We start from the raw sequence: 21,730 nt of genomic DNA, 5'->3' as shown, positions 1-21,730 counted from the left end.
TACCCTCTTCGCTGTTTGTCTTGTATCTCTCGCATTTTACCGAGAATAAAAAAGACGATTCGCCCATAAAAACAGGGCATGCAATACATTACGACTTTTTTGATGAATTATGATTCACTAAAAAACCATCGAAGTGTCACGTTATAGACATATCGCCCTTCTATATGAATCAGAGAGCCTCCCTGGAAAGCTCCCTGAGCACGCTGTGCGCCACCGAAAACACGGCACAATCCACGTCATTGGCGGCCTGCATATCCCCGAGCACCCGCTCCCAACGGCCCAGCAGCGGTTGCCTCGCACTTCGCCAGGACTCCAGCTTTGCCTCCGGAGAAGCGGGAGCGCCTTCATCGGAATCATCCTGCGCCAGCACGGAAGCGGTCAGGCCCCGCAGCTGCTGGTCCAGTTCATCCCGGTAATGGACCGTTGCCAGAACCTGCCAGTGCCCATGCGCCCGATAACCACGCATCTGACGGTCCAGCCAGGTCAGGTTCAGGCTTTCCCCCAACTGGAAATACACCCAGGCCACGGACTCCAGCTCCTGACCCAGCTGGCTTGAAATCTCGATCATGTCCATCAGCCAGTAACGGCTCTCCGCCGACGCACAATAAGCAGCCAGCGCTTCCGGAACCTCTTTTTCCCTGTACTCAGCATAGTGCCCATACCAGCGGCTTTCAGGGATGACCGAAGACAATCGCTTGATGGAGGCCAGCACATCCGCCAGAGGCCCCTGGTATCGGGCCTCACAGTCGGCCGGGTCCAGATCGTGGCGCCGGTTGTGCAGCAACCAGGTCGTGCTCCGGGTGACCAGGCGGATGACATCGCTGAACAAATCGGCCTGCACCGAAGCGTCTATCCGGCCATCCAGATTTTCAAGGGCTTCCCATTGCCGGTCTACGTCATGGATTCCAACTGAGATCAGATAGGCGGCGGCGATACGGCCGGCATCTGCCCCGGTGGTGTTGCGGATTCGCTCCACCCAGGTGATGCCCATGCGATTGACCATGTCGTTGGCAATCTGGGTTGCCACGATTTCGGCACGCAGCGGGTGCGCTTCGATGGCCTCCCGGAAAGCTTCGCGCATGGATACCGGAAAGGCCGAGAAAAGCGCCCGGGAAAACCGCGGATCCCGGACAATAGGAGCGGCCATGAGTGCCTGTTTGAGCTCTATCTTGGTGTACGACAGCAACACCGAAAGCTCGGGCCGGGTCAGCCCTCCGGAGCGTTCGCGCAGCTCATCGTCGTCCGGCAGGAATTCCAGGGCACGGTCCAGGCGCCCGTCCGATTCAAGCCGGCGCATCAGGCGCTCATACCCGTCATCCGATCCGACCTTGCCGGTGCAGGCCAGGCTGAGCGCCATGGCCTGGCGATAATTGTTACGTAGCACCAGTTCCGCCACTTCCGGCGTCATTGTCCGGAGCAGCTGATTACGCTCGCCCAGTGTCATTTCATCCCGGGCGACACGCTCGTTGAGCAGGATCTTGATATTCACTTCATGGTCGGAGCAGTCCACTCCTCCGGCGTTATCGATAAAGTCGGTATTGGCAGAGCCGCCAGCCAGGGCAAACGCTACCCGACCTCGCTGGGTGACACCAAGGTTGCCCCCCTCACCCAACACACGGCAACGAAGCTCGGGACTGTCGACCCTGAGCCCGTCGTTAGCCCGGTCCCCGACGTCATCATGGGACTCGGAAGGCGCCTTGATATAGGTGCCAATACCGCCGTTCCAGATCATGTCCACCGGTGCCCGGAGCAGCGCGCGGATCAGCTCATTGGGCGCCAGTCGCTGGGCATCGATGCCCACAAGCGAACGCATTTCGGGTGAAATCGGAATCGATTTGGCGGATCGGGCAAAGACACCGCCGCCTTTGCTGATGAGGCTATGGTCATAATCCGCCCAGCTGGACCCGGGCAATTCGAAAAGACGCTTACGCTCGGCGAATGAGACCGCTGCATCCGGCGACGGATCCACAAAAATGTGCTGGTGATTGAATGCGCCCACCAACTGAATGTGCTCCGACAGCAACATGCCGTTGCCGAATACGTCACCGGCCATATCGCCGATACCCACCACGGCGAAATCCTCAGACTGGGTGTCCAGCCCCTTCTCGAGGAAATGGCGCTTCACCGATTCCCAGGCACCCCGGGCGGTAATGCCCATCTTCTTGTGGTCATAACCCTCACTGCCACCGGAGGCGAAGGCGTCACCAAGCCAGAACCGGTACTCCCCGGCCAGATGGTTGGCGATATCGGAAAAGGTCGCTGTTCCCTTGTCCGCGGCCACCACCAGGTAGGGGTCATCGTCGTCATGGCGGACCACGTTGGCCGGTGGCACAACCATACCGTCCTCAAGGTTGTCGGTGAGATCGAGCAAACCGCGAATGAAGGTCTGGTAACAGGTGATACCCTCAGCCCGAAGCGATTCCCGGTCGCCACCCTCCGGCGGCTGCTTGACGACAAAGCCGCCCTTGGCACCCACCGGCACAATCACCGAGTTCTTGACCTGCTGCGCCTTCACCAGCCCCAGAATCTCGGTCCGGTAATCCTCGATGCGATCGGACCAGCGCAAACCACCGCGGGCGACCGCACCGGCTCTCAGGTGGACGCCTTCCACCCGGGGCGAATAAACAAAGATCTCGAAACGGGGCCGGGGTTTGGGAATGTCCGGTAGCGAGGAAGGGTCGATTTTGAAGGACAGGTAGCCTTTCGGCTGGCCGGTCTCCTCCGGCTGGTAATAATTGGTTCTGACGGTGGCCTGGATCAGGGCGTGGAAGCGGCGCAGGATCCGGTCATCATCCAGGCTTTCCACCTGTTCCAGCCCAGCAAGGATCTCCCTCTCGATCGCATCGATACGCTTGGCTCGCTCCTCGGCCTTCAATTCCTCCGGATCAAACCTGGCCCTGAACAGGGAGACCAGACCGGCGGTGATATCGAGGTGGCGAACCAGCGTATCGGCAATAAAGGGCTGGCTGAAGCCGAAGCGCAGCTGTTTGATATAGCGCGCGTAGGCCCTCAACAACGCAACTTCCCGCCACCCGAGGCCGGCCGCCATGACCAGCTGGTTGAACTCGTCGTTCTCGGCAAAGCCGTTCCAGATTTCCCGGAAGGCTTGCTGCACGAGGGGTTTCGCCGTCCTGAAATCGGCGTTCCGGCATCGGGAATGGAACGCCACCGTAAAGTCACTGACGCCAAAGGCCTCGCCATCCCGACGCCGGATTGCGTAGGGATGCTCACCCAGAACCCGCATTCCGAGATTCTCCAGGATGGGAATCACATCCGACAGGATCACCGGACTGCCCTGGCTGTAAAGCTTGAAGCTGAGCTGGCCCTCGGCGCTGTCGCCGGAATCGTAAAAGCCCATGGGCACATCGGAACTGATGGCTATGGACTGGATCTGGCGAATATCTTCCAGAGCCTCGGCCACCGGAAAGCGGGCCCGATACGCCGAGGGAAAACTACCGCTGAAAAGCTGGGCATACCGCCCGCCGAGGGTGTCGCCAAAGGTCGCGACCAGTTGGCTGTGGAGGTCATCGTCCCATGAACGGGATTCCTCCATCATTTTCGCCACTACCTGGCGAAGATCGAGTGAGTCATCGGCTTCGACATTCTGGTCATCAAGGGCATTGGCAAGCTGTTCCAGCAGGCTTTGTTGTTGTACTGAGCGGGAATCGGTCATCAATCTTCTCCGGGCGGTATCCACAGGGCGGTACGGATTCATGCCAATCCAGTATACTCAAGACCCGAAAGTCACTTTGACCATATAGTTTCAAAACGAAGGAAATTCGCTTATATTCGAATCCTGACATAGACATTAAGCTTGGCAGGAGACCAAATTATGGTCGAACTGGATAGAATTGATCATTCAATTATCAGGGAATTACAGAAGAATTCCCGGATCACCATTACCGAACTCGCCACGCGGGTGGGTCTCTCCAAGACACCCTGCCAGGTTCGCATGCGGCGACTGGAAGACCAGGGTTACATCACCGGCTACACCGCCCTTGTAAACCATACCAAGCTGGGACTGAGTCACGTTGCCTTTGCCCACGTCACCCTTTCCGACACCAGCAGCAGTGCCCTCGCCGCCTTTAACGAGGCCGTCAAGGAGGTTTCCCTGGTGGAGCAGTGCCACATGATGGCAGCGAACTTTGATTACCTGCTGAAGATCCGGACACGTAACATGGCCGAATACCGGCAGGTACTCGGGGAGCAGATCTCCAGCCTGCCCCATGTGCTGCAGACCAGTACCTTTGTGGTCATGGAGAATGTGAAGGACACGGGCATCTGAACAACAGAAGGGGAAGCTCAGCTGGCCGCCTCAAGGCCGAGCTCGTGCTTGTACAACACGTTGCCCAGTCCCAGCACGATCCGTTCCACGGAGACATCGGCAGACACGGGACTCTCACCGGGTTTTGACCGGGCTTCCAGGATCAGCACCATCCTGAGCAAATCCAGAAGCCGGATGACCAGATCCAGGATGTCGAAGTCGTCCGGCGCTGACGCCATCTCGCGAATCACAAACGCTTTCGCGGACTCCACAATGAACGCCTGATGGGCGTCGAGGGCACGGGTGTCCAGAGCGCGGACCGACTCGAAGCGCTCCTCCCGCTCCCGCCGGATCGCCTCCATGCACAGATCCCGTGAATGCTCCGGAGACTCCTCCTGGCGCAACAGGCCGGCCAACCGGAAATCCACCGTGCCCTCATGGCGCAGCTCCTCGAATTCTTCTTCGAGGCTCTTGCGGGCATGGGGCAGATACTTGCGAACAGCCCGTTCCCGGGCCGCGATCAGGTCTTCGAGGGACGCGGCGTTCACCATGCCGGTCATGACCTGCACGCAGTACACCAGATGTTCCCAGATCTCCGGGGTGATCCGTTCCGGATCGGCAGGCAACACCCGGGCAATGGAAACAAAGCGGAAATACAGCGTGGTGACTTCCTGTTCGCTGAACCCGGATGTCCGGATAATCTCGGGCAGACCTATACGCTCCACGTCTTTGAGCAGGCGTGGAAGCAGGATCAGCACGTAGTGCCGGGCACCTTCAGACAAGATTGTCATAACAGCAGACCTGCACGAACTCTCGCAATCGGATACTCTCCATGGGCCGGGCAACAAGCCCCCTTACTGACACCATAGCCGATAACCACACATTTTCATGATGCCGATACCTGAAATCCGGGGTGAAATTGTCCACGTGACCCGGGATGCCCTGGGCAACATCCTGGTCATTGACGACCGCAAGCACCGGGTACTGAGCTTTGACTCCATCTTCGAGCAGAGCAAGATCGCCCGGGCCACGCCGTACCTGCCAGTGCATGAATACAGCCGCGCCATGCTTATACCCGCGGCGTTCACCGAGCCGGCCCATGTGACCGTGCTAGGCCTCGGTGGAGGCGCCCTGGCCCACGGCCTGTATCGGCTGTTTCCGGAGTGCAGGGTTCACGTGATCGAGTTACGCCCGAAAGTCCTCGAAATAGCACGGGAGTGGTTTGCACTGCCGGATTCCGACCGGATGGAGGTCACCATCGCCGATGCCCGCAAAGCGGTCGCGGAACTCGCCCCGGCCAGTACTGACATGATCTTCACCGACTTATACAACGCCGACCGCATGAGCCCAGCCCAGGCCCAGCGCCGGTTTATCAAGGATTGCTGCAACGCCCTCACCGACGATGGCTGGCTGATCCTGAACTACCACAAGGTACCGGATGAAAGCGGCAGCCTGTTCCGCGAGCTGGTGCGCCAGTTCCCCTGCCTACTGTACTTCCACAGTAAGACCAACAACATCGTCATTTACGGCTGCAAGGAACCCTTCTATCCCTGGCCCCTGGATGTGCCGCACCTGAAGGAACTGGAGGAGCGTTTACCCATCGGCTGGCGCAAGTTGATGAAGAAGCTTTCGATGGTGGAGGACTGAGCCAGGATCACAGTCTCTGCAGATACCCCAGCCCCAGCTGACCCATCTGCTGGTTGATCCAGTTCACCCGCTCCCAGACATACGCCGATGGCTGGTCTGCTCGAAAAACCTTGGGGTTGGGCAACACCGCAGCGAGCATGGCGGCCTCGGTTCGGGACAACTGGTTTGCAGGAATCCCGAAAAAGACCCGGCTCGCGGCCTCGACACCATAGATACCCGGCCCGAACTCGGCGATGTTGAGGTAGACCTCAAGGATGCGCTCTTTCGGCCACAACACCTCCAGGGTAACCGCAAGCCCCGCCTCCAGGGCCTTCCGGACAAAACTCCGGCCATTCCACAGGAAAAGATTCTTAGCGGTCTGCTGGGTAATGGTGCTGGCACCACGCAGCCCCTCGCCCTGGATGTATTCTTCCACGGCACTGTGAATTGCGCTGAAATCCACGCCCCAGTGCTCGGGAAAACGCTGGTCCTCACTGGCAACAACGGCCAGGGGCATCCAGGGCGAGATCTGCTCGTAAGGCACCCATTCCTGCCGGAGGTTCTGATCGGGATGACTGAACCAGTAGGCGGCCATGAACGCAGAGGTTGGCGGATTCACAAACCGGAACAACAGCAAAACGAGGATCAGGGCCCCGAGTAACCCCAGAAAGCTCCAAATCAACCACCGGAGAGCTTTGCGAATCAGAGAGTCAGACCTCCTGCGCGCCATTAGCACCCTTTCTCTCCAGAATATGAAAGGCGTTACTATACCCGAGGCACCCTCGCCAGAAACACTGCCGGAGAATTAACGGATGGTTAGTCAGCTCTGGCGGAAGCAACGACTCGCCGGACCACCTCCGCACTGTGAAGAAATTCCCCCTCCTCCCGCTTATTCAGGCGGGGATGAAGCACCCGCTCGATGCCGTTGCCACCAATTACCGCCGGCAGGCTCAGGCAGACGTCACTGACACCAAGAAAACCATCCACTTGCAGACTGACCGGCAACGTGTGTTTGGCGTCCGTGATAATGCATTCAATGATCTCTGCCGCAGCGAGGGCGACCGCATAATTGGTGTGGCCTTTATACTTCAACACCTCGAAACCTGCTTTGGAGGCCCGGTCAGCGAGCTCGTACCGTGCAGGTGTCGGATCCAGAGGCTCGCCACCTGCATCGGCACAACTCATGGCAGGAAACTGGCTGTCACCATGCTCGCCCAGAATGTAGGCACGGATATCCCCGGAATGAATCCGGAGCTCTTCCGCCAGCAACTGCCGGAAGCGCGATGAGTCCACGAGGGTCCCCGTACCGACCACCTGGTTCGGTCTGAGATTGGTAAATTCCAGCGCATAGTGCACCAGAACGTCCACTGGATTGGACACCATCACCACCTTGCAATCAGGCGACAGCCGGGCCAACTCCGGCATCAGCTCACGCATAAGCTTTACATTGCCTTTCGCCAGCTCAAGACGGCTGTTCATGTCTTTAGGCGTGGGCACAGATGCACACATCGCGATGATGTCGGAACCGGCACTATCCGCAAGTGTTCCGGCGCTGACCTGGGTTGGTGTATTCACAAACAGCTGGCCATGCCGGAGGTCCAGGACATCTCCCATTGCAGACTCGCGTGTTTTCCCCACCAGCACGAGTTCTTTGACCAGATTCTTGAGTGTCAGGACGAAGGCCAGCGTGGAGCCAACATGGCCAGTTCCGATTACCGATACTTTCATACTCTCCCCCGGGGTTCCGCATGACAGACGCCCGGACTGAAGGCCTCCGTCACATTATCAATTGAACATAGCAGTAATTATGCCGTTGGCATTAAACTGGATTTTCCCGGCTTAACCTCGACTGCTTCCAGGACCGATGAAACTCTCACGCATCCTCAGCAACCAGAACGGCATCAGCCGCCGTCAGGCCAATTTTCTGCTTGCTGCCGGTCGTGTTCGCGTTGACGGCGAAATCTGCCGGGAGGGTAACCTCGATATCAGCAGATTCCGGGAGGTCTGCATTGATCAGGAGGTCATTCAGCATGCGGAGCCTGCCTATTACTTGATGTTGAACAAACCTGCCGGTTACCTGAGTGCTACCGAAGATCCCGTGCACCCAACCGTTATGGAACTGATTGAGCCAGCCCTCCGGGACCATCTCCACATCGGCGGCCGCCTGGACCGTGCCAGCACCGGACTGCTGATCCTGAGCAGCGACGGTCTGTGGACGCGGAGACTGACCGAGCCCACGGTAAAAATACCCAAGGTGTACCGGGTCACCACCGCCTATCCGATCTCTCCTGATACGGCCGGGCGATTTGCCGAGGGCATCTGGTTTGATTACGAAAAACTCAGGACCTCTCCAGCCAGGCTGGAACAGATGGGGCCGGCAGAGGCAAGGCTTGTCATTTACGAGGGGCGCTACCACCAGGTCAAGCGCATGTTCCATGCGGTGGGCAACCGGGTCACCTCGTTGCACCGGGAAAGCATGGGCAGCCTGGTGCTGGATCCGGCCCTTGCCATTGGCGGCTATCGCCAGCTGACCGCCGATGAAATCAGCTCCGTGGGTTGACGCATCAGGCCATCGAAAGCAGGAAAAGGAGGCTCACCCCTGCCCGGAGAGTCTCCGGTCAACCCAGGAGTGATAGAGGCGGGCCAGCAGAGGACGAATCATCGGCAGACCAATCAACCAGGCCAGCGGCTTCAGTACCGGGACGCGGGACATCAACAGAATATAGGCGTCCATTTCCCGGTGAATGGTGCCCTCACTGTCCTTGACATGCAGTTCGCGAAGCGCGCTGTCGGGATCGATACCTTCCTGGCGCAACACCTCATCACGGCCGGTAATATCCAGCCACTCAACGGACTCGCCGGTCTTCCCGGCCAGCTTTTCATACCACCGGCGATCCTTGATACAGGCAGGGCATGAACCGTCGTAGTACACCACGAGTTTGCCAGAGGAATGCTTCATAGCGTCCTCCCCCAAAGGTTGGGAATAACACTATCACCCTAACACGAAATCAGGGCGCGGGTGCCTGATTGCCAGCAGTTGAAACCAGGCACGGCAATACACCCACGCCCTGATGGGGCATATCAGGCCCGGCTCAGGAACTTCCGCTCTTCCACGTTGATCTTGATGCGGTCACCGGTGGAGATGTGCTCGGGTACCTGAACCACGAGGCCGGTGGTCAGCCTGGCCGGTTTGGTCCGGGCGGTGGCGGAACCACCTTTGACAGAGGGGTCGGTTTCTTCGATCTCAAGCTCGACTGTCGGCGGCAGGTCGAGGGCCACCGGGGAATCGCTGACGAGAATAACCATCAGCCCTTCAGTGTCCTCGTTGATAAACAGAAGCTCGTCAGCGATTGCTTCCTTGTTGAGCATGTACTGGGTGAAATCCTCAGTATCCATGAAGACGTACTCGTCTCCGTCGGCGTACGAGAAGGCAGCCGGCCGGCGAACCAGGTCCGCCTGGTTCAGCATGTCGGAGTCCTTGAAGGTTTCATCCAGCTTCTGGCCGGTCACCACATCGTACATACGCATGCGGTACAGGCTACCTCCGGCACGCCCCTGGGGCACGGAGCGCTCAATATCCTTGACGAAGTAAACCCGTCCCTCGTACTCAACGGCCTGATTCTTTTTGATTTCACTGGCTTTTGGCATTGCTTGTGGTCCCGAAAGAAAATGAAAATAGGGAGCCTGATATACCACGACTTCAGACGATAAGCGATAGCGACAATCAGGCAGAGGCAATAACCACAATGCCCATGACTATCGCCGTCACCCCCACACCCTTCGCTAACCACTCCCCACCGGGTATCGTTTTCTCGAGCAGAACGATCACCGCCAGGGCCGCAATCACCAACAGATCCATAACGCCGCCAACAAACAGGAGGGCCATCAACGCGCCACAGCACCCCACACAGTAGGCCCCGTGGATAATGCCCATCTTGAATGCCCCGCTCAGGCCCGGGCGCCAATGACGGGTAATGAAAAACAGGGGGCCCCGGCAATGCTTCAGGCAAGCCTGCTTAAGAGAGGAAAACTGGTAAAGGCCTGCGCCAATCAGGATGATTCCGCTAAGAACAACACTCTGGCTGCGCATCATGGGACTGAGCAATGCCCACTCTTCAAGCCGCCATTGCAGGGTCGCGGCAACCAGGCTGAACAGTGTCCAGAGAACTAAATAACCGGCGCAGAACAGTCCGGTACCCAGGGCTTCCCGAGCCAGTTTGTTGGTCCTGGCCACCTGACGGTACAACAGCACCATGGGAGCAGCACTGGGAACCATCATTGCCACCATCATGACGCTCCACATCACGAACATCATGATAAAGTACACGGGCGTCCATTCTCTGAGCATCATGGAACCGCCCCCTGACATGGCAGACATGCCGGCCGCCATATCGAAAAGATACCACCAGCAAACACCCGCAATCGCCAGCAACGCGGCCAGCGTAACCAGTGACGCCCGGGGCAGGCCCCGGGCGCTGATTCCCCCCATGTTTCTCACCCGAAACTATCGGTAGACGCCGCTGGGGCCAATATCCAGGTGCGACAGGTGGCAATGCGTGCCATCAAACCCCATGGGTACGTCGGCCCGGGCATTGGTGCGCCCGCTGGCTACTTCCGCAACCGCGTACTCGAAACCTTCGGGCAGATCGATGCGGGCCCGGTGCGGCTCACCGGAAATGGGATTGATAACCGGCTCGGCGCTGCCTTCAATCAGATCCGCCACCCGTACCTGCGCCTTGCGATTCTCGACATCGCAGGAAATCTCGATCGGGCAGAAAACAGGGTCATACATCTTGGTCAGTGTGCTGGCAAACACATTGAAGAAGGTCGCTCCGGGCTCAGATGTATCCCCGGAGAGGATCGCCATCAGGGCATCCCGTTGTTCGGCTGTTGCCCGCTCGTCGACAAAGGCCTGGGCCTGGCCGTTGCCTTCATGGATGGCGCCGGGCCACTTCAGCGTCATGGCGAAGGACAGGCCATCCAGGCGGGTCTCTCCAAAATATCCATCCTGTATTTTGACTGCCGCAAAGGCATGGCAGTCCCCGTGGGTGGGACGGGACATGAACTGGCAAGGACATCCCGGATCACAGTTGCAGTTCACAAACTCCAGTCCCTTGATTCTCCAGTCTGTATTGTTCATCTCCGTTACTCCTTTGTGTAACGCAGCCTCACCCGACCAGACTAGTTCATCACGACACTGGAAACACCCTTTCAGCTAGACTGTTCCAGACCCAAAAACAAAGGCATATGCGAATTGGATTTAAAGACCATCCTCTGCGGGGTCAGGCGACGGCATCCATGGCCCCACCGCCAAAACGAAGCAGTTTCAGCGGGCGAACACACATCCGCACCTCCTGCTCGGTGCAGAGCCTCGCCATGATGGCCATGCATCGGTAGTAGGCGTCGTTTGCCAACTCCTCACACTGTCGCGCAACCCGGAGGATTTCATGGGGATCAAGCTCCCGGGCCGTCAGGTCCCTGCCGTTCCTGCTGCCCGCCAGGCCAGATGCTATCGCCTGTTCCCTCAGGGTGCCCTGATCACCGGGCAGGGACAGAGCTACCCGGGCCGCCGCGTTGTAGAACTGGATGATGGATTCCCGGCAGCGATTGGCGGCATGCTCAATCACCGGCTCGGCTCGCTTCAGCCGGCCCCTGTCATTTTCTCTCAACACACCCTCCAGCGTCGCGGCGTAGCTGCTCAGGTGGCGCATCGGCAGAACCAGCATCGGGAAGGTGGACAGGCTCTCCAGCACCGTTGAGGCAAGCCTTGCGTCGTCCGCCGGCATCTCGTCGATGGCCAGATGCATCCGGCGGGCAAAGAGGCGATCTATATCCCCCAGCCGCTTGCCCAGATCCCGCCATTCCTTCGATGCCTCCTCGACTGCGCGGTCCGCGTCCCTGAGCTCCCGGGTGGTCAGCCCGAAATCCTTCGGCTGGATGGAAACCTTTTCAGCCAGCAGGACCCTGCCATGGGTCCGATCGGCATGAAGCTGGGCAGCCCGGGCATACGACTCCTGAAGTGCGGACAATTCCGGCAGCCGGCTACGCAGGGTGTCGATGACCTGCTGCAGCGTCTGCTGCCCCTCCCGGCCAGACTCGAGGTTGAGGAATCGCCTGGTCAGGTGGCCGTTGAAATACTGATCCAGCGCTTCGCCGTCTTCGTCACTGACCTTCCTGACCTGCAGAATCTCCTCGTTATCAACGAGATACTGCTCCAGGTCCGCAATTCCAGAGTCCGCATAGGTTTGCCGCGTGATGTTCCTGCACAGCTGATCAAAGTCCGGTAGCAGCCGGGCCGCCGGCTCGTCAATCCGTACCGCTCCAGGGAATTCCAGCTCCAGGGCGTGACGGATCCGATCAACATCCGCGGGGTGGGCATCCCACAGGGACGTCTGCTGCTCGCCCATGGCATCCTGAACCGCCTGGCGCTGGTCCACTGTCAGGTGATCGGCACTTTCGGTGATGGCTCGCGGCAGATCCCGCATCAGCTTTCCATTTTCCCGGGCCCGGGCGTTTGCCGCTTGCACGCACTGGTCAGCAAACGCCAACATGTGCAGCTTTTCGGCCGTTACTTCAAACGCCTTGCTGCCCGTCAGCCAGCACTCGTAACGGTCGGCTTCATACTCCATTCTCCGTGATAACTGATGACTGACCCGGAGGTTGAAAAGGAGCATGCCCCTGAACAGATTGCGGGTCAGTGTCATCAAAGCCTGGGCAGGCCGCAGAACCCCATGACCAACAAGCGCGGGCGCACTGCCCTGCCAACGTTCCAGGCGGACGTCCCACGAATCCCCCGCCCTTGCCCGGTTGGCAAGCCAACGATTGACACTGTTGACCAGATAGTTGGCATACATGCCTGTCGGGTGGGCAAAGTGGCCCAACTCATGGCCGACCACACCTATCATCTGGCGGGTATCGAGAGCGGCAAACAGTGGCATGCTGACCGTCAGGGTCAGCTCCCCCCGGCGCAGGCTGCGCAGACCTTCGCTCGGCCCCAGAGAGGCGGTAATGCGATTATCAACACGAATGTCCTGCACAGGTGGTAGGCCCATACGCTGGCACAGGCCATCAACCAGGCCGAAGAATTGCCTGTGTTTCTGACGATCCAGTGGCAACGTTGGAGACGACGCATACCGGGTAAACAGTGGGCGCGTCAGGAACAACAGAACCACGCCACAAACAACGGAGGCCAACCCGGAGAAAAGTGTCCCGGCTATCGAGCCGGTCTCGGCCAGCTGACCGGGAATCAAAGTGAGTGACCAGATCAGGCCAACCGCGAGAGCCGCGATCAGTCCGAGGTAGAAAAGCGGTGCAATCAGGCTCAGGGCCATCACAGCGATCAGTCCGATACGGTAAGCCAGGCTCACCGGCATGCCGGGGATCGAGTCAGGCAACAGGGCCTCGAGGTCAGCCTGGGTGTCGCACGATTCCGCCCCGGACTTCAGTTCCGGCACGGAGACATCCAGCCCCGATGCTCGGAGTGCAGCCTCCAGCTTCTTCGCCCGGTCCTCGGTCAACCCCCGCTTGATCACGACCCGCCTGGATAACATCAGGCCGATTTGAGAAGGCTTCAGGCGAAACCGGGTGGCCAGCGCCTCCGACACCTTCTCGGTTGAAAACCCCTCCAGGATGCGACCTGCAGACTCCACGCGGAAATCACTGGATGACGATCCTTGCACGACACTTCTCCTCACATTCGTGGCCGGATAAACGGGCGAGCGGATAAACAATTCATCACCCTGACGTAAGTTTGCCGCAGATTGGTCCAGAGCACCGTGAACCAGGGCACCTATCGCGGAAGGTCTAATGCCGTTTTTTTGACCAGCATCACGAAAAACTTTTCCCACAGATTCTGTGGATAACTTTGTTGGCAACATCAGGACAGGTGCCTGTAAGCCTTCCAGTGTGTGACCTGACGGAATGTGAAGGTAATTTGATCAGGGTATACTGCCGCCTCTCACGCACCACCGAAAAAAAGGGACTGTTAACGCCATGCGGCGCTTGAATATCGCCAGTGTTCCCGGCCGGGGGCTGACTTACCCCTTCAAGCCCAGGTTCTCGGCATCCTGCTGGATACAACGATCCAGCAGCGCCAGGTACTCAGCCTTGGCCTTCACCTTGGTTTCACGGTGCGCGCGCATATTCAGTTGCTTGAACTGGTTGGCCAGGGCATTCGCCCGCTCAAGCAGCCTGTCCTGCCCGACCACCTCGTCCAGATAACCGGCCTCAACGGCACCTTCAGGATTATAGATTTCCGCATTCACCACCGAACGATAGAAGTGCGGCGGGTTGAGGCGGTGGCGGGCAATCTCGATGCCGGCATGATGCATCGTCATCCCGATGGCCACCTCGTTCAGGCCCAGCTTGAACGGCCCTTCGATGCCGATGCGATGATCCACCGACAGCAGGATAAACGCGCCCTTGGCAATGGCATGACCGCTGCAGGCGCCAATCACCGGCAGGGGAAATGCCGCCAGACGGCGAGTCAGGGTGGAGCCGACTTTCACCAGCGCGGCGGCCTCCTGCGGCCCCTTCTGCATTTCTTTGAGGTCATAGCCGGCGGAAAAAACACCAGGCTGCCCCGTCAGGATAACGACCGCCTTGTCCTGCTCAGCCTGATCCAGCGCCTTGTTCAGCGCCTCGAACACCTCGTGACTCAAGGCGTTCGCCTTGCCGTTGTTCAAGACAATCGTTGCAACTCCATCGTTCAATTCATAACTAACAAGCTCGGTCACCGGCCTCTCCCTTCTGATCAACCACCCTAAAGTGAGTGTTTGATAACTTAACAGAAACGAGAATTGTCGGTGAGGCGCCCGGGAGATTCAATCCCTGAAGTGACAGTTGGGCGCCAAAACGAGACGGTTATTCAGATTGTTTTGCTGACGACGTCGGAAGGGGCACTGATCAGGCCATCGGTATCGACCACCTGGATCGAGAAAAACCACTCGCCGGTGCCCAGATTGTCGATGGTGTATTCCATGGTACTGGCGTCGTTGATCTCGATGGTTTTGCTCAGATCGGATGCGTCCTGGCCATAGCTGATGATGTAACTGTCCAGCTCGCCCATGGCAAGGCCTTCGCCGTTCACACGGGTGGCCGGCGCAACCCAGCTGAGTTTGGCGGTACCGGTTACCGCCGGCTCGCTGGTTACCGGGCTCTCGTCTGCTGTGCCGCTATCGACAGCCCCCGTTGTCTCACCACCCGGGGAGCTGTCGCTGACAACGGTCTCCTCGCTGCTTGAGTCGGAGCTGACTCGCTCACCACTGGACTTGGTGCCGGAATCGTAGGAGCTGCTCGTATCATTGCTGCCGTCAGCCGAGCCTGCTGACACACTGGAATCGCCTCCACACCCTGTGAGCACGATCCCCATAAACACTGCAGCCGTCCATGCCTTTGACGTATTAATGACGCGCTTCATAGTCAATAGACACCAATAAATCGTCGAATTTGTGAAATTGTGTTAAACGCGACGGATTATGGGTGTGAAGTTTGTCGGTATTCTAGTTACAAAATGGTCAATTTTCCGACAGAAAATCGTAACAAAAGCGGAAAAGGCTGAAATCGAAGAAAAAAGGCAGGCAGGTTTACCCACAATATCTGTGGATAACTGTGTGAGTAGAGCAAGGAAACATGGCGCCAGGCGGCACGGGGTCAGTGCCGGGCAATTATGACGGTAAATTGATCTGGCTAGCTTTCAACCAGCCTGGCCCGAACGCGGGGCAGGTGATCCGGGTAGTTATTCTGAATGAACGTGACCAGCCCTTCGCGAACGGCACACCGCAGATCCCAGTTCTGACTGGAATCCGGCGCGCTCATCAGGAAACGGATCTGCATCGCCTGATCACTGGAGTCGGTCACCTGAACCGTGCCGAGCTTTCCATCCCATTGGCTGGAAGCCTGAAGCAAGCGATTGAACTCCTCCCGCAACGGTTCCACCGGCATGGTGTAGTCCACCCAGATGAAGACCGTACCCAAGAGGTCGGAATTGTTCCGTGACCAGTTCTGGAAGGGGTTTTCGATAAACCACTGCAAAGGGACCACCAGCCTTCTCAAATCCCATACCCTGAGAACTACATAGGTGGCAGTGACCTCCTCCACCCAACACCACTCGCCCTGCACATGCAGGACATCGTCAATGCGAAAGGGTTGGGTCAGTGCGATTTGCAGGCCGGCCAGCAGATTACTCAGAACCGGCCGCGCAGCAAAGCCCAGGATAATGCCGCCAACACCCGCCGAGGCGAGCAGGCTGGCGCCCATGTGCTGTACCGACTCGAAGGTCATAAGCGCGGCCCCGAGCCCGATAATCACAATCAGTATGTTCAGGCAGCGGACCAGGAAGCGAGTCTGGGTTTCCACTTTGCGGGCACGTTTCCATTGGCCCTCGAGCACCGGATTCAGTGCCACGATCACATCGCCGATTGCCGAGGTAAGTCGCACAGCGGCCCAGGTCAGAGCAAGAACCAGCAGCAGGGTTGTGACATGCCGCACTGCGTAAACCAGGGGTAAATCCTCGGGAGCCGCCTTGAGTGCGCCAGCCAGTACGAACAGGCAGAGCACGACGCCAAGGGCACGCGCCGAGGCGTCAAGGAACAGGCGTGGAACGGCTCTGGATCGGGAAAAGCGTCGGACCAGCGCCAACGCCAGCCGGTAGGTCACGTAGGTGGCCACCACGGCCAGCAATGCCGACAACCCGGGCAACAACCATGCCTGCAGACCAGCTTCCAGATGTTCCAGCACTCTACTTCCCCACCAGGTTATCTACATTATCATCAAACTAGCTCATGTCCGGTCCACGCGCGCGAGGTGTCCTCCGATACAGCCACGCCAGACCCAGCAAGGCGAGCCCCAGCCCCATGAAGGCCGCAACCCGCCAGAATCCCTGCAGGCCGGCCATATCGATGAGAAAGATCTTGGCGATCACCAATCCGAGCAATGCCATCCCGACCTTGTACAGCCTGACACTGTGATTGACGCCGGAATAGAGAATCGCCGCAATGGCATACAGCATGCCGACTACCGAGTAGGTATACAGCTCACCTTCAGAGACACCGGAGACCAGCGCCATATCGCTGCCACGCCAGAGCTGCCGGATTTCAAGGGCAGTGAACAGGAGGAAGCTCCCCGCTGCAAACCACCGGGAAACCGACCGGGGGCCGAAAACCGGCAGCCGGGTGACGACGAGTGCCAGCAGCACCGGCCCGCCGAATGCGGGGAGCAGCATGTTGAACACAGGCGTTGGACTGATGACGCTGCCTCCCAGCCATGGATTGTGCACAGTAATTAGAGTCAGGTAACTCAGGCAGGACAAACCGAGCAGAATTCGCGAGAACAACCGGTAGAGCCAGGCCAGCGACTCACTGACCCTGGCCCGGTAGAAGTAGGTCAGGCTCAGGGCACCCCAGAGCAACATATTGATGGTGGCCTCTGTCAAACTGTATTCCCGGGCGAAGATATCTCCCTCATACAGCCAGTAGCGCAGCTCGGTACCAAGGAACAGCACCAACAGGTGCAGGGTGGCCGCCTCAAGCCAGGGCCGGATGCCATGGTGTTTATCTGCAACCCGGGTGGCGATTGCCGCCGCCACCGTCGCGCCGCCGTATGTCCAGAGCGACCAGTGAACGCTGGCATCGTAGCCCTGTAGCCACGGATTGAAAGTCAGCCTTGCGACCACCAATGCCAGGGCCAGTTTGAGCAGAATATACAGTTCAGGCATCTGAAAACGTCGCGCCAGCCACGTCAGAGTGATGAACTGGACCGACAGCGCCAGGGTCAGCGATGCCTCGCGGAACATCATCACGGCAGCCAGGGAATAACCGATATGGGCTGCCAGTATGGCCCAGACCACACCCTCCCGGTAACGTTCAGACCTTTCCATCTGCCAGGCCAGCACACCGTACACACCAGCCAGAATCAGCGTACCCGTGGCCCATAGGGTTGTCCTCTCATAACCGTGCAGAAGCAGCCAGCCGAGGGTCAGCCAGACCAATGGCGAGAGCAGCATCAACGAAGCCCAGCGCCGCTGGCCGGGATGACGCACCCATTGCCAAAGCGCCGGCGCAACCGAGAGGATCGCCGCTGAAATCAGGTAGGTGACGAACGCCGCGCGCTGCCCGGCCGGAAACTGGACCAGGAAAACAACATCGGCACTGGCGCGACTCATATAAACCAGCCAGCCGACGGCACTGGCCAGCACAGCTCCCCAGGGGAGGAACCAGAGCGCGCCACGGCTTTGGGGGATCAGAGCCGCCACTGGCAGAATCAATAGCCAGGCCCAGAAAAACGGAGCATCTACTGGCTGACCGGCAACAGAAACAGCCCACAGTGCGAGCAAGGGCAGAAAGGCCTGGCGTAATCGCCAGGCATCCTGCTGCACCTTGCCTGGCAGAATCGCAAAAGCCAGGAACAACCCGGCCAGGTAACCGACCGTCGACACCTCAACCGGCACAGCAGAACTCGTCAGCAGCCACCACAGCAAAGCGCCCGCCAGGGTGGCGTACCAGAGCCACTCCCGGAAAACATAGCGCATCAGCAGCAGGGAACTCAGGGTGACGAGGAAACTGTAGGACAGCACGAAGGTAACGCTGCCATCCTCTCCGCCAATGAGCATGGGCACCAGGTAGGCGCCACTCAAGCCCATGATAGCCAGCAATGGCCCGTGTAACAGCGCCATGACCATGGTGCCCAGTGACACGATCCCCAACCCGATCAAGCCGGTCATCGAGCTGATCAGCCCGTAGTGGTGCACACCTGCCAGCAGCGCCGCATACAGAGTGATACTCCCGCCCCCGGCCAGCGCCGCAAAGACCTCATCCGCGCCCTTCTGGCGGCGCCGGAGCAATTCGGCGGCGCCATGCAACGCCAGGCCACTGAAGAGAGCCAGCAGGAACTGTTGAGTCGGGCCGATGAGGCCGGCACTGATGGAATGGCTGACCATGAAGATGCCTGCCAGACCAACACTCAGCCCGCCCAGCCAGACCATCCAGTTTTCCCTGAGGGCCGTGAGGATACGGCCAGCCCTGACCGACTCTTCCGGCTCTCCCGAGAGCCACTGAGCATCCTCTTGAGCACTGGCCTGTGCCGGGGATTCCAACTCCATCGACAGACGGGGTTCGAACTCCATGGGTTCGGGCCGGGTTTCCGGCTGGGGCGATTCCGATATATCAGGAGCAGCCTCTTCCCTCCCCGTCCGATATCTGAGGCTGGCGATTTCTCCCCGTAACGCTGCGATTTCCCGCTCGATCCCCTCGATTCGCCTCGACTGGGCGCCACGCTGACGGAACGCCAGGAACCCGAGTACCGAGCCAACAGGAATGAACAACGCCAATCCCACGGTAAAAACGATGAATAATACTTCCACACCTGTCTCCCTGGTTGCGCGCAACTGCTGCGGCTATTCGGGTACTATTATGCGCACATAACCAATAACTTGCAGATCCCCCCATCACGCTTTCGGAAACTGCCCATTGCATCAGATGAGAATTATTATTAGCTTTCTACCTTCCCAAGGAGGTAGGTTTTGTCCCATTTTCAGCTAGCGTTACTACTCGGAATGACCGTGGCCCTCGGGCCTCTGGCGCTGGATGCCTATTTACCGGCATTCCCCAGCATCGCCGATAGCCTCGGTATTGCCCACAGCGAGGTGGGACTGACCCTCAGTGCCTACGTGGCGACTCTGGGGCTGGCACAGCTGGTCGGCGGCCCGCTGTCTGATCGCTATGGCCGGCGACCGATCCTGGTGGGCGGGCTCGCCATTTTTGCGGGTGCGGCCGTGATGGTCTCGCTGGCCGATTCGCTTTCAAACATGGTGTTCTGGCGGGTCATCCAGGGCGTAGGCGGGGCCTTCTGTGCAGTGTCCGTCCCGGCCATTGTCCGGGATCAGGTCGGTGGACAGGAAGCGGCGCGGCTGTTCGGCCTCATTGGTCTGATCATGTTTATCGCGCCTGCCGCGGCACCGTCCATGGGCGCACTGATGCTGGCCCTGGGTGACTGGCACAGCATCTTCCTGGTGCTGGCCGGGTACGCGGTGTTGCTGGTATTCGCGCTGAATCTGGCGTTATTCCCCAAACTGCAACCGAGGCCACCGGCGACCACACCGGTGCGCACCCTGGTTACCAACTACGTTCTGGTACTCCGCCACCGGACCACCATGCGCTTCGTGGGTATCCAGGTGCTGTGTTTCAGCACCATGCTACTGTTCATTACCCACTCCTCGTTCATCTACCAGGAGTGGTTCGGCCTCTCCAATGGCATGTTTGCCATCCTGTTCGCCGCCAATATCGCCGTGATGGCGATTCTCAACCTGATCAACCGACCACTGCTACGACACTTCTCATCGGTCGTTCTGCTGCGGGTACAGGTGGCGATGCAGTTTGCCGCGCTAGTGGCACTGGTGGCGGTCGTCCTGCTGGATGGCCCATTCTGGCTGGTCGCGGCCTGCATCATCGCCGCCATTGGTTGCCAGGGCGGCATCATACCCAACAACATGGCCAATGCCCTCGAATACTTCCCGCATCTCGGTGGTACCGCAGCCGCCCTGCTGGGCGCCTCCCAGTTCACCATCGCCGGCGGCATCAGTGCCCTGTCATCGTTGTTCGGTGGCGAGGCCCTGCTGCCGATTGTGGCCAGCATGCTGGCATGCTCTACCGGAGCCGTTATCCTGGCCGCGGGCGCGCCCGGTGCGGTCGCACGGGAGATGGCCCCGGCAACCTGACCATCAGGCCAGCACCTGCTCTACCGGGCGGCGTAGTGATCGCGGGCTTTCCGGACCGTGGCCAATCCTCACCACAAGATCCGGCCGCCGGTCACCAATGCCGAGAAAACGCGCAAACTCCGGTCGGATTGCAGCAACCTCCACCGGTTGATTGATAAACGCTGTGCGCAGGCCCAGGGCCGCAGCCTGAAGCGCCAGACGTTCATAGCACCGCCCCGCTTCAATCCAGTGGCGTTGGTCATCACACTCGGAGTAGAGAACAGCTATCGCAGAGGAACTCTGGATATTCCGGAAGTCCTTGCGATTCTGGGCCTTTGCCGAGAACCCGAACTTCATTGCCAGCAATCCCAGCCATCGAGGCACCGAGGGGCTGCCCATCACCGGGCCATAGAGGCCATCGCCAGTGCGTGCTGCCTCGTCATTGCTGAAACGAATCCAGGATTTCAACTCGCTGGCCCAGGCACCGTCCGCAAACTGGGCACGGTTCCCCTCGGCCACATAGCGGGCGATCTGCTCTTTCTGCGCCTCGTTGTCGATGAGAAGAACCGAAACACCGTCACCAATGCCTGCTGCCGTCAGAAGCTCGGTTTCCTTTTCTGTCAGCGGTTCGTCATCGAACTCAACCCGACTGCATTGGCGCTTCGGAATCGCCTCGAAGAGTGCCGTCCGGACAGGGGCCGTTTCCTCGAATTCAACCTTCACTCCGGTCGTCGAAGGGTCGTATTCGGGATGCCCTTCCAGGCCAGCTGCCCGCCCGGCCTGAAGCAGGTTTTCGAGGGCACAGCCAAGGCTTGCATACAGGTGGTGGTCATCCGGATCCACCGCCGGACATCGCCGTGACAGATCCGGAAGAATCCAGACTCGGCCCGGCTCTATCCGGAACTGCCAAGGCTGGGTATTGTGGCTGGAGGCGGCCATGGTGGCATAGCGAATGATAGCGGGGTATCGCGCATCGCCGCTGCCGAGGTCGTGGTGGCGCCAGAGTCGTTTTACTTCATCCGTGTAGTCCATTCGTCCTCCCCCTCATACGCCCTTTCTTGCCAAGCTATCCTTATCCCGTCACAGCTCCACCCGAAATTGATTCAGCCACAATGATTATTTTGTGCTAGCTTCAGAAGCCTACACTCAAC

The 21,730-nt window shown here is 59.0% G+C and carries 18 protein-coding genes; 4 read left to right on the top strand and 14 right to left on the bottom strand.

Annotated features, from left to right (window positions below; genetic code table 11):
• Window positions 1-169: 169 nt before the first annotated feature.
• Window positions 170-3,673 carry an NAD-glutamate dehydrogenase gene (locus ACESMW_RS03275; RefSeq protein WP_372985648.1) on the bottom strand — a complete coding sequence of 1,168 codons (3,504 nt, stop codon included), beginning with the start codon at window positions 3,671-3,673 and terminating at the stop codon, window positions 170-172.
• Window positions 3,674-3,832: 159 nt separating this feature from the next.
• Here ACESMW_RS03275 and ACESMW_RS03270 point away from each other — a divergent pair, with 159 nt between their 5' ends.
• The gene (locus tag ACESMW_RS03270; RefSeq protein ID WP_092001526.1) at window positions 3,833-4,285 is read left to right on the top strand and encodes a winged helix-turn-helix transcriptional regulator; all 453 of its coding nucleotides are present in this window, start codon (window positions 3,833-3,835) and stop codon (window positions 4,283-4,285) included.
• A gap of 17 nt (window positions 4,286-4,302) precedes the next feature.
• Here ACESMW_RS03270 and ACESMW_RS03265 read toward each other — a convergent pair whose 3' ends face one another.
• On the bottom strand, window positions 4,303-5,055 hold the full coding sequence (locus ACESMW_RS03265; protein ID WP_372985647.1) for a hypothetical protein: 753 nt from the start codon (window positions 5,053-5,055) through the stop codon (window positions 4,303-4,305).
• Between the two features lie 100 nt (window positions 5,056-5,155).
• On the opposite strand from ACESMW_RS03265, the gene ACESMW_RS03260 reads away from it, so the two are divergent.
• Window positions 5,156-5,911 carry a spermidine synthase gene (locus ACESMW_RS03260; protein WP_372985656.1) on the top strand — a complete coding sequence of 252 codons (756 nt, stop codon included), beginning with the start codon at window positions 5,156-5,158 and terminating at the stop codon, window positions 5,909-5,911.
• Between the two features lie 7 nt (window positions 5,912-5,918).
• Here the strand turns inward: ACESMW_RS03260 and mtgA are convergent, their stop codons facing one another.
• Both mtgA and ACESMW_RS03250 read right to left on the bottom strand, forming a co-directional pair.
• Window positions 5,919-6,620 carry a monofunctional biosynthetic peptidoglycan transglycosylase gene (gene mtgA, locus ACESMW_RS03255; RefSeq protein WP_372985646.1) on the bottom strand — a complete coding sequence of 234 codons (702 nt, stop codon included), beginning with the start codon at window positions 6,618-6,620 and terminating at the stop codon, window positions 5,919-5,921.
• A gap of 86 nt (window positions 6,621-6,706) precedes the next feature.
• Entirely contained in the window at window positions 6,707-7,618 is a 912-nt protein-coding gene (locus ACESMW_RS03250; RefSeq protein ID WP_372985645.1) for a malate dehydrogenase, read from the bottom strand.
• Between the two features lie 136 nt (window positions 7,619-7,754).
• On the opposite strand from ACESMW_RS03250, the gene ACESMW_RS03245 reads away from it, so the two are divergent.
• Window positions 7,755-8,450 (top strand): pseudouridine synthase, encoded by a 696-nt coding sequence (locus ACESMW_RS03245; RefSeq protein WP_372985644.1) that lies wholly within the window; start codon window positions 7,755-7,757, stop codon window positions 8,448-8,450.
• Window positions 8,451-8,483: 33 nt separating this feature from the next.
• Here the strand turns inward: ACESMW_RS03245 and ACESMW_RS03240 are convergent, their stop codons facing one another.
• The 9 genes from ACESMW_RS03240 to ACESMW_RS03200 form a co-directional block, all read right to left on the bottom strand.
• The gene (locus ACESMW_RS03240; RefSeq protein ID WP_372985643.1) at window positions 8,484-8,849 is read right to left on the bottom strand and encodes a thiol-disulfide oxidoreductase DCC family protein; all 366 of its coding nucleotides are present in this window, start codon (window positions 8,847-8,849) and stop codon (window positions 8,484-8,486) included.
• Between the two features lie 122 nt (window positions 8,850-8,971).
• On the bottom strand, window positions 8,972-9,538 hold the full coding sequence (yeiP, locus tag ACESMW_RS03235) for an elongation factor P-like protein YeiP (RefSeq protein WP_372985642.1): 567 nt from the start codon (window positions 9,536-9,538) through the stop codon (window positions 8,972-8,974).
• Between the two features lie 76 nt (window positions 9,539-9,614).
• Window positions 9,615-10,379, bottom strand: a complete 765-nt coding sequence (locus tag ACESMW_RS03230) for a DUF2182 domain-containing protein (RefSeq protein WP_372985641.1) — start codon at window positions 10,377-10,379, stop codon at window positions 9,615-9,617.
• A 15-nt stretch (window positions 10,380-10,394) separates the two neighbouring features.
• On the bottom strand, window positions 10,395-11,030 hold the full coding sequence (locus tag ACESMW_RS03225; protein WP_372985640.1) for a DUF1326 domain-containing protein: 636 nt from the start codon (window positions 11,028-11,030) through the stop codon (window positions 10,395-10,397).
• Between the two features lie 142 nt (window positions 11,031-11,172).
• Window positions 11,173-13,569, bottom strand: coding sequence for a M48 family metalloprotease (locus ACESMW_RS03220; protein WP_372985639.1), 2,397 nt, complete (start codon window positions 13,567-13,569; stop codon window positions 11,173-11,175).
• A 357-nt stretch (window positions 13,570-13,926) separates the two neighbouring features.
• Window positions 13,927-14,625: a crotonase/enoyl-CoA hydratase family protein gene (locus tag ACESMW_RS03215; RefSeq protein ID WP_372985638.1), complete on the bottom strand. Its 699-nt coding sequence runs from the start codon at window positions 14,623-14,625 to the stop codon at window positions 13,927-13,929.
• Window positions 14,626-14,756: 131 nt separating this feature from the next.
• On the bottom strand, window positions 14,757-15,221 hold the full coding sequence (locus ACESMW_RS03210) for a fibronectin type III domain-containing protein (RefSeq protein ID WP_372985637.1): 465 nt from the start codon (window positions 15,219-15,221) through the stop codon (window positions 14,757-14,759).
• Between the two features lie 356 nt (window positions 15,222-15,577).
• Complete coding sequence (locus tag ACESMW_RS03205; RefSeq protein WP_372985636.1) at window positions 15,578-16,627, bottom strand: mechanosensitive ion channel family protein; 1,050 nt, start codon at window positions 16,625-16,627, stop codon at window positions 15,578-15,580.
• A gap of 37 nt (window positions 16,628-16,664) precedes the next feature.
• Entirely contained in the window at window positions 16,665-19,247 is a 2,583-nt protein-coding gene (locus tag ACESMW_RS03200) for a DUF2339 domain-containing protein (protein WP_372985635.1), read from the bottom strand.
• Between the two features lie 159 nt (window positions 19,248-19,406).
• Between ACESMW_RS03200 and ACESMW_RS03195 the strand changes: the two genes are divergently transcribed.
• Window positions 19,407-20,600 (top strand): multidrug effflux MFS transporter, encoded by a 1,194-nt coding sequence (locus ACESMW_RS03195; protein WP_372985634.1) that lies wholly within the window; start codon window positions 19,407-19,409, stop codon window positions 20,598-20,600.
• Between the two features lie 3 nt (window positions 20,601-20,603).
• Here ACESMW_RS03195 and ACESMW_RS03190 read toward each other — a convergent pair whose 3' ends face one another.
• Window positions 20,604-21,611, bottom strand: coding sequence for an Acg family FMN-binding oxidoreductase (locus ACESMW_RS03190; RefSeq protein ID WP_372985633.1), 1,008 nt, complete (start codon window positions 21,609-21,611; stop codon window positions 20,604-20,606).
• Window positions 21,612-21,730: the final 119 nt, after the last annotated feature.

Origin of the sequence: Marinobacter sp. (assembly GCF_041690455.1) — a bacterium.
Classification (GTDB): Bacteria; Pseudomonadota; Gammaproteobacteria; order Pseudomonadales; family Oleiphilaceae; genus Marinobacter.
The sequence above is the reverse complement of the archived record's forward strand: the minus strand, read 5'-3'. Positions and strand labels throughout refer to the sequence as shown.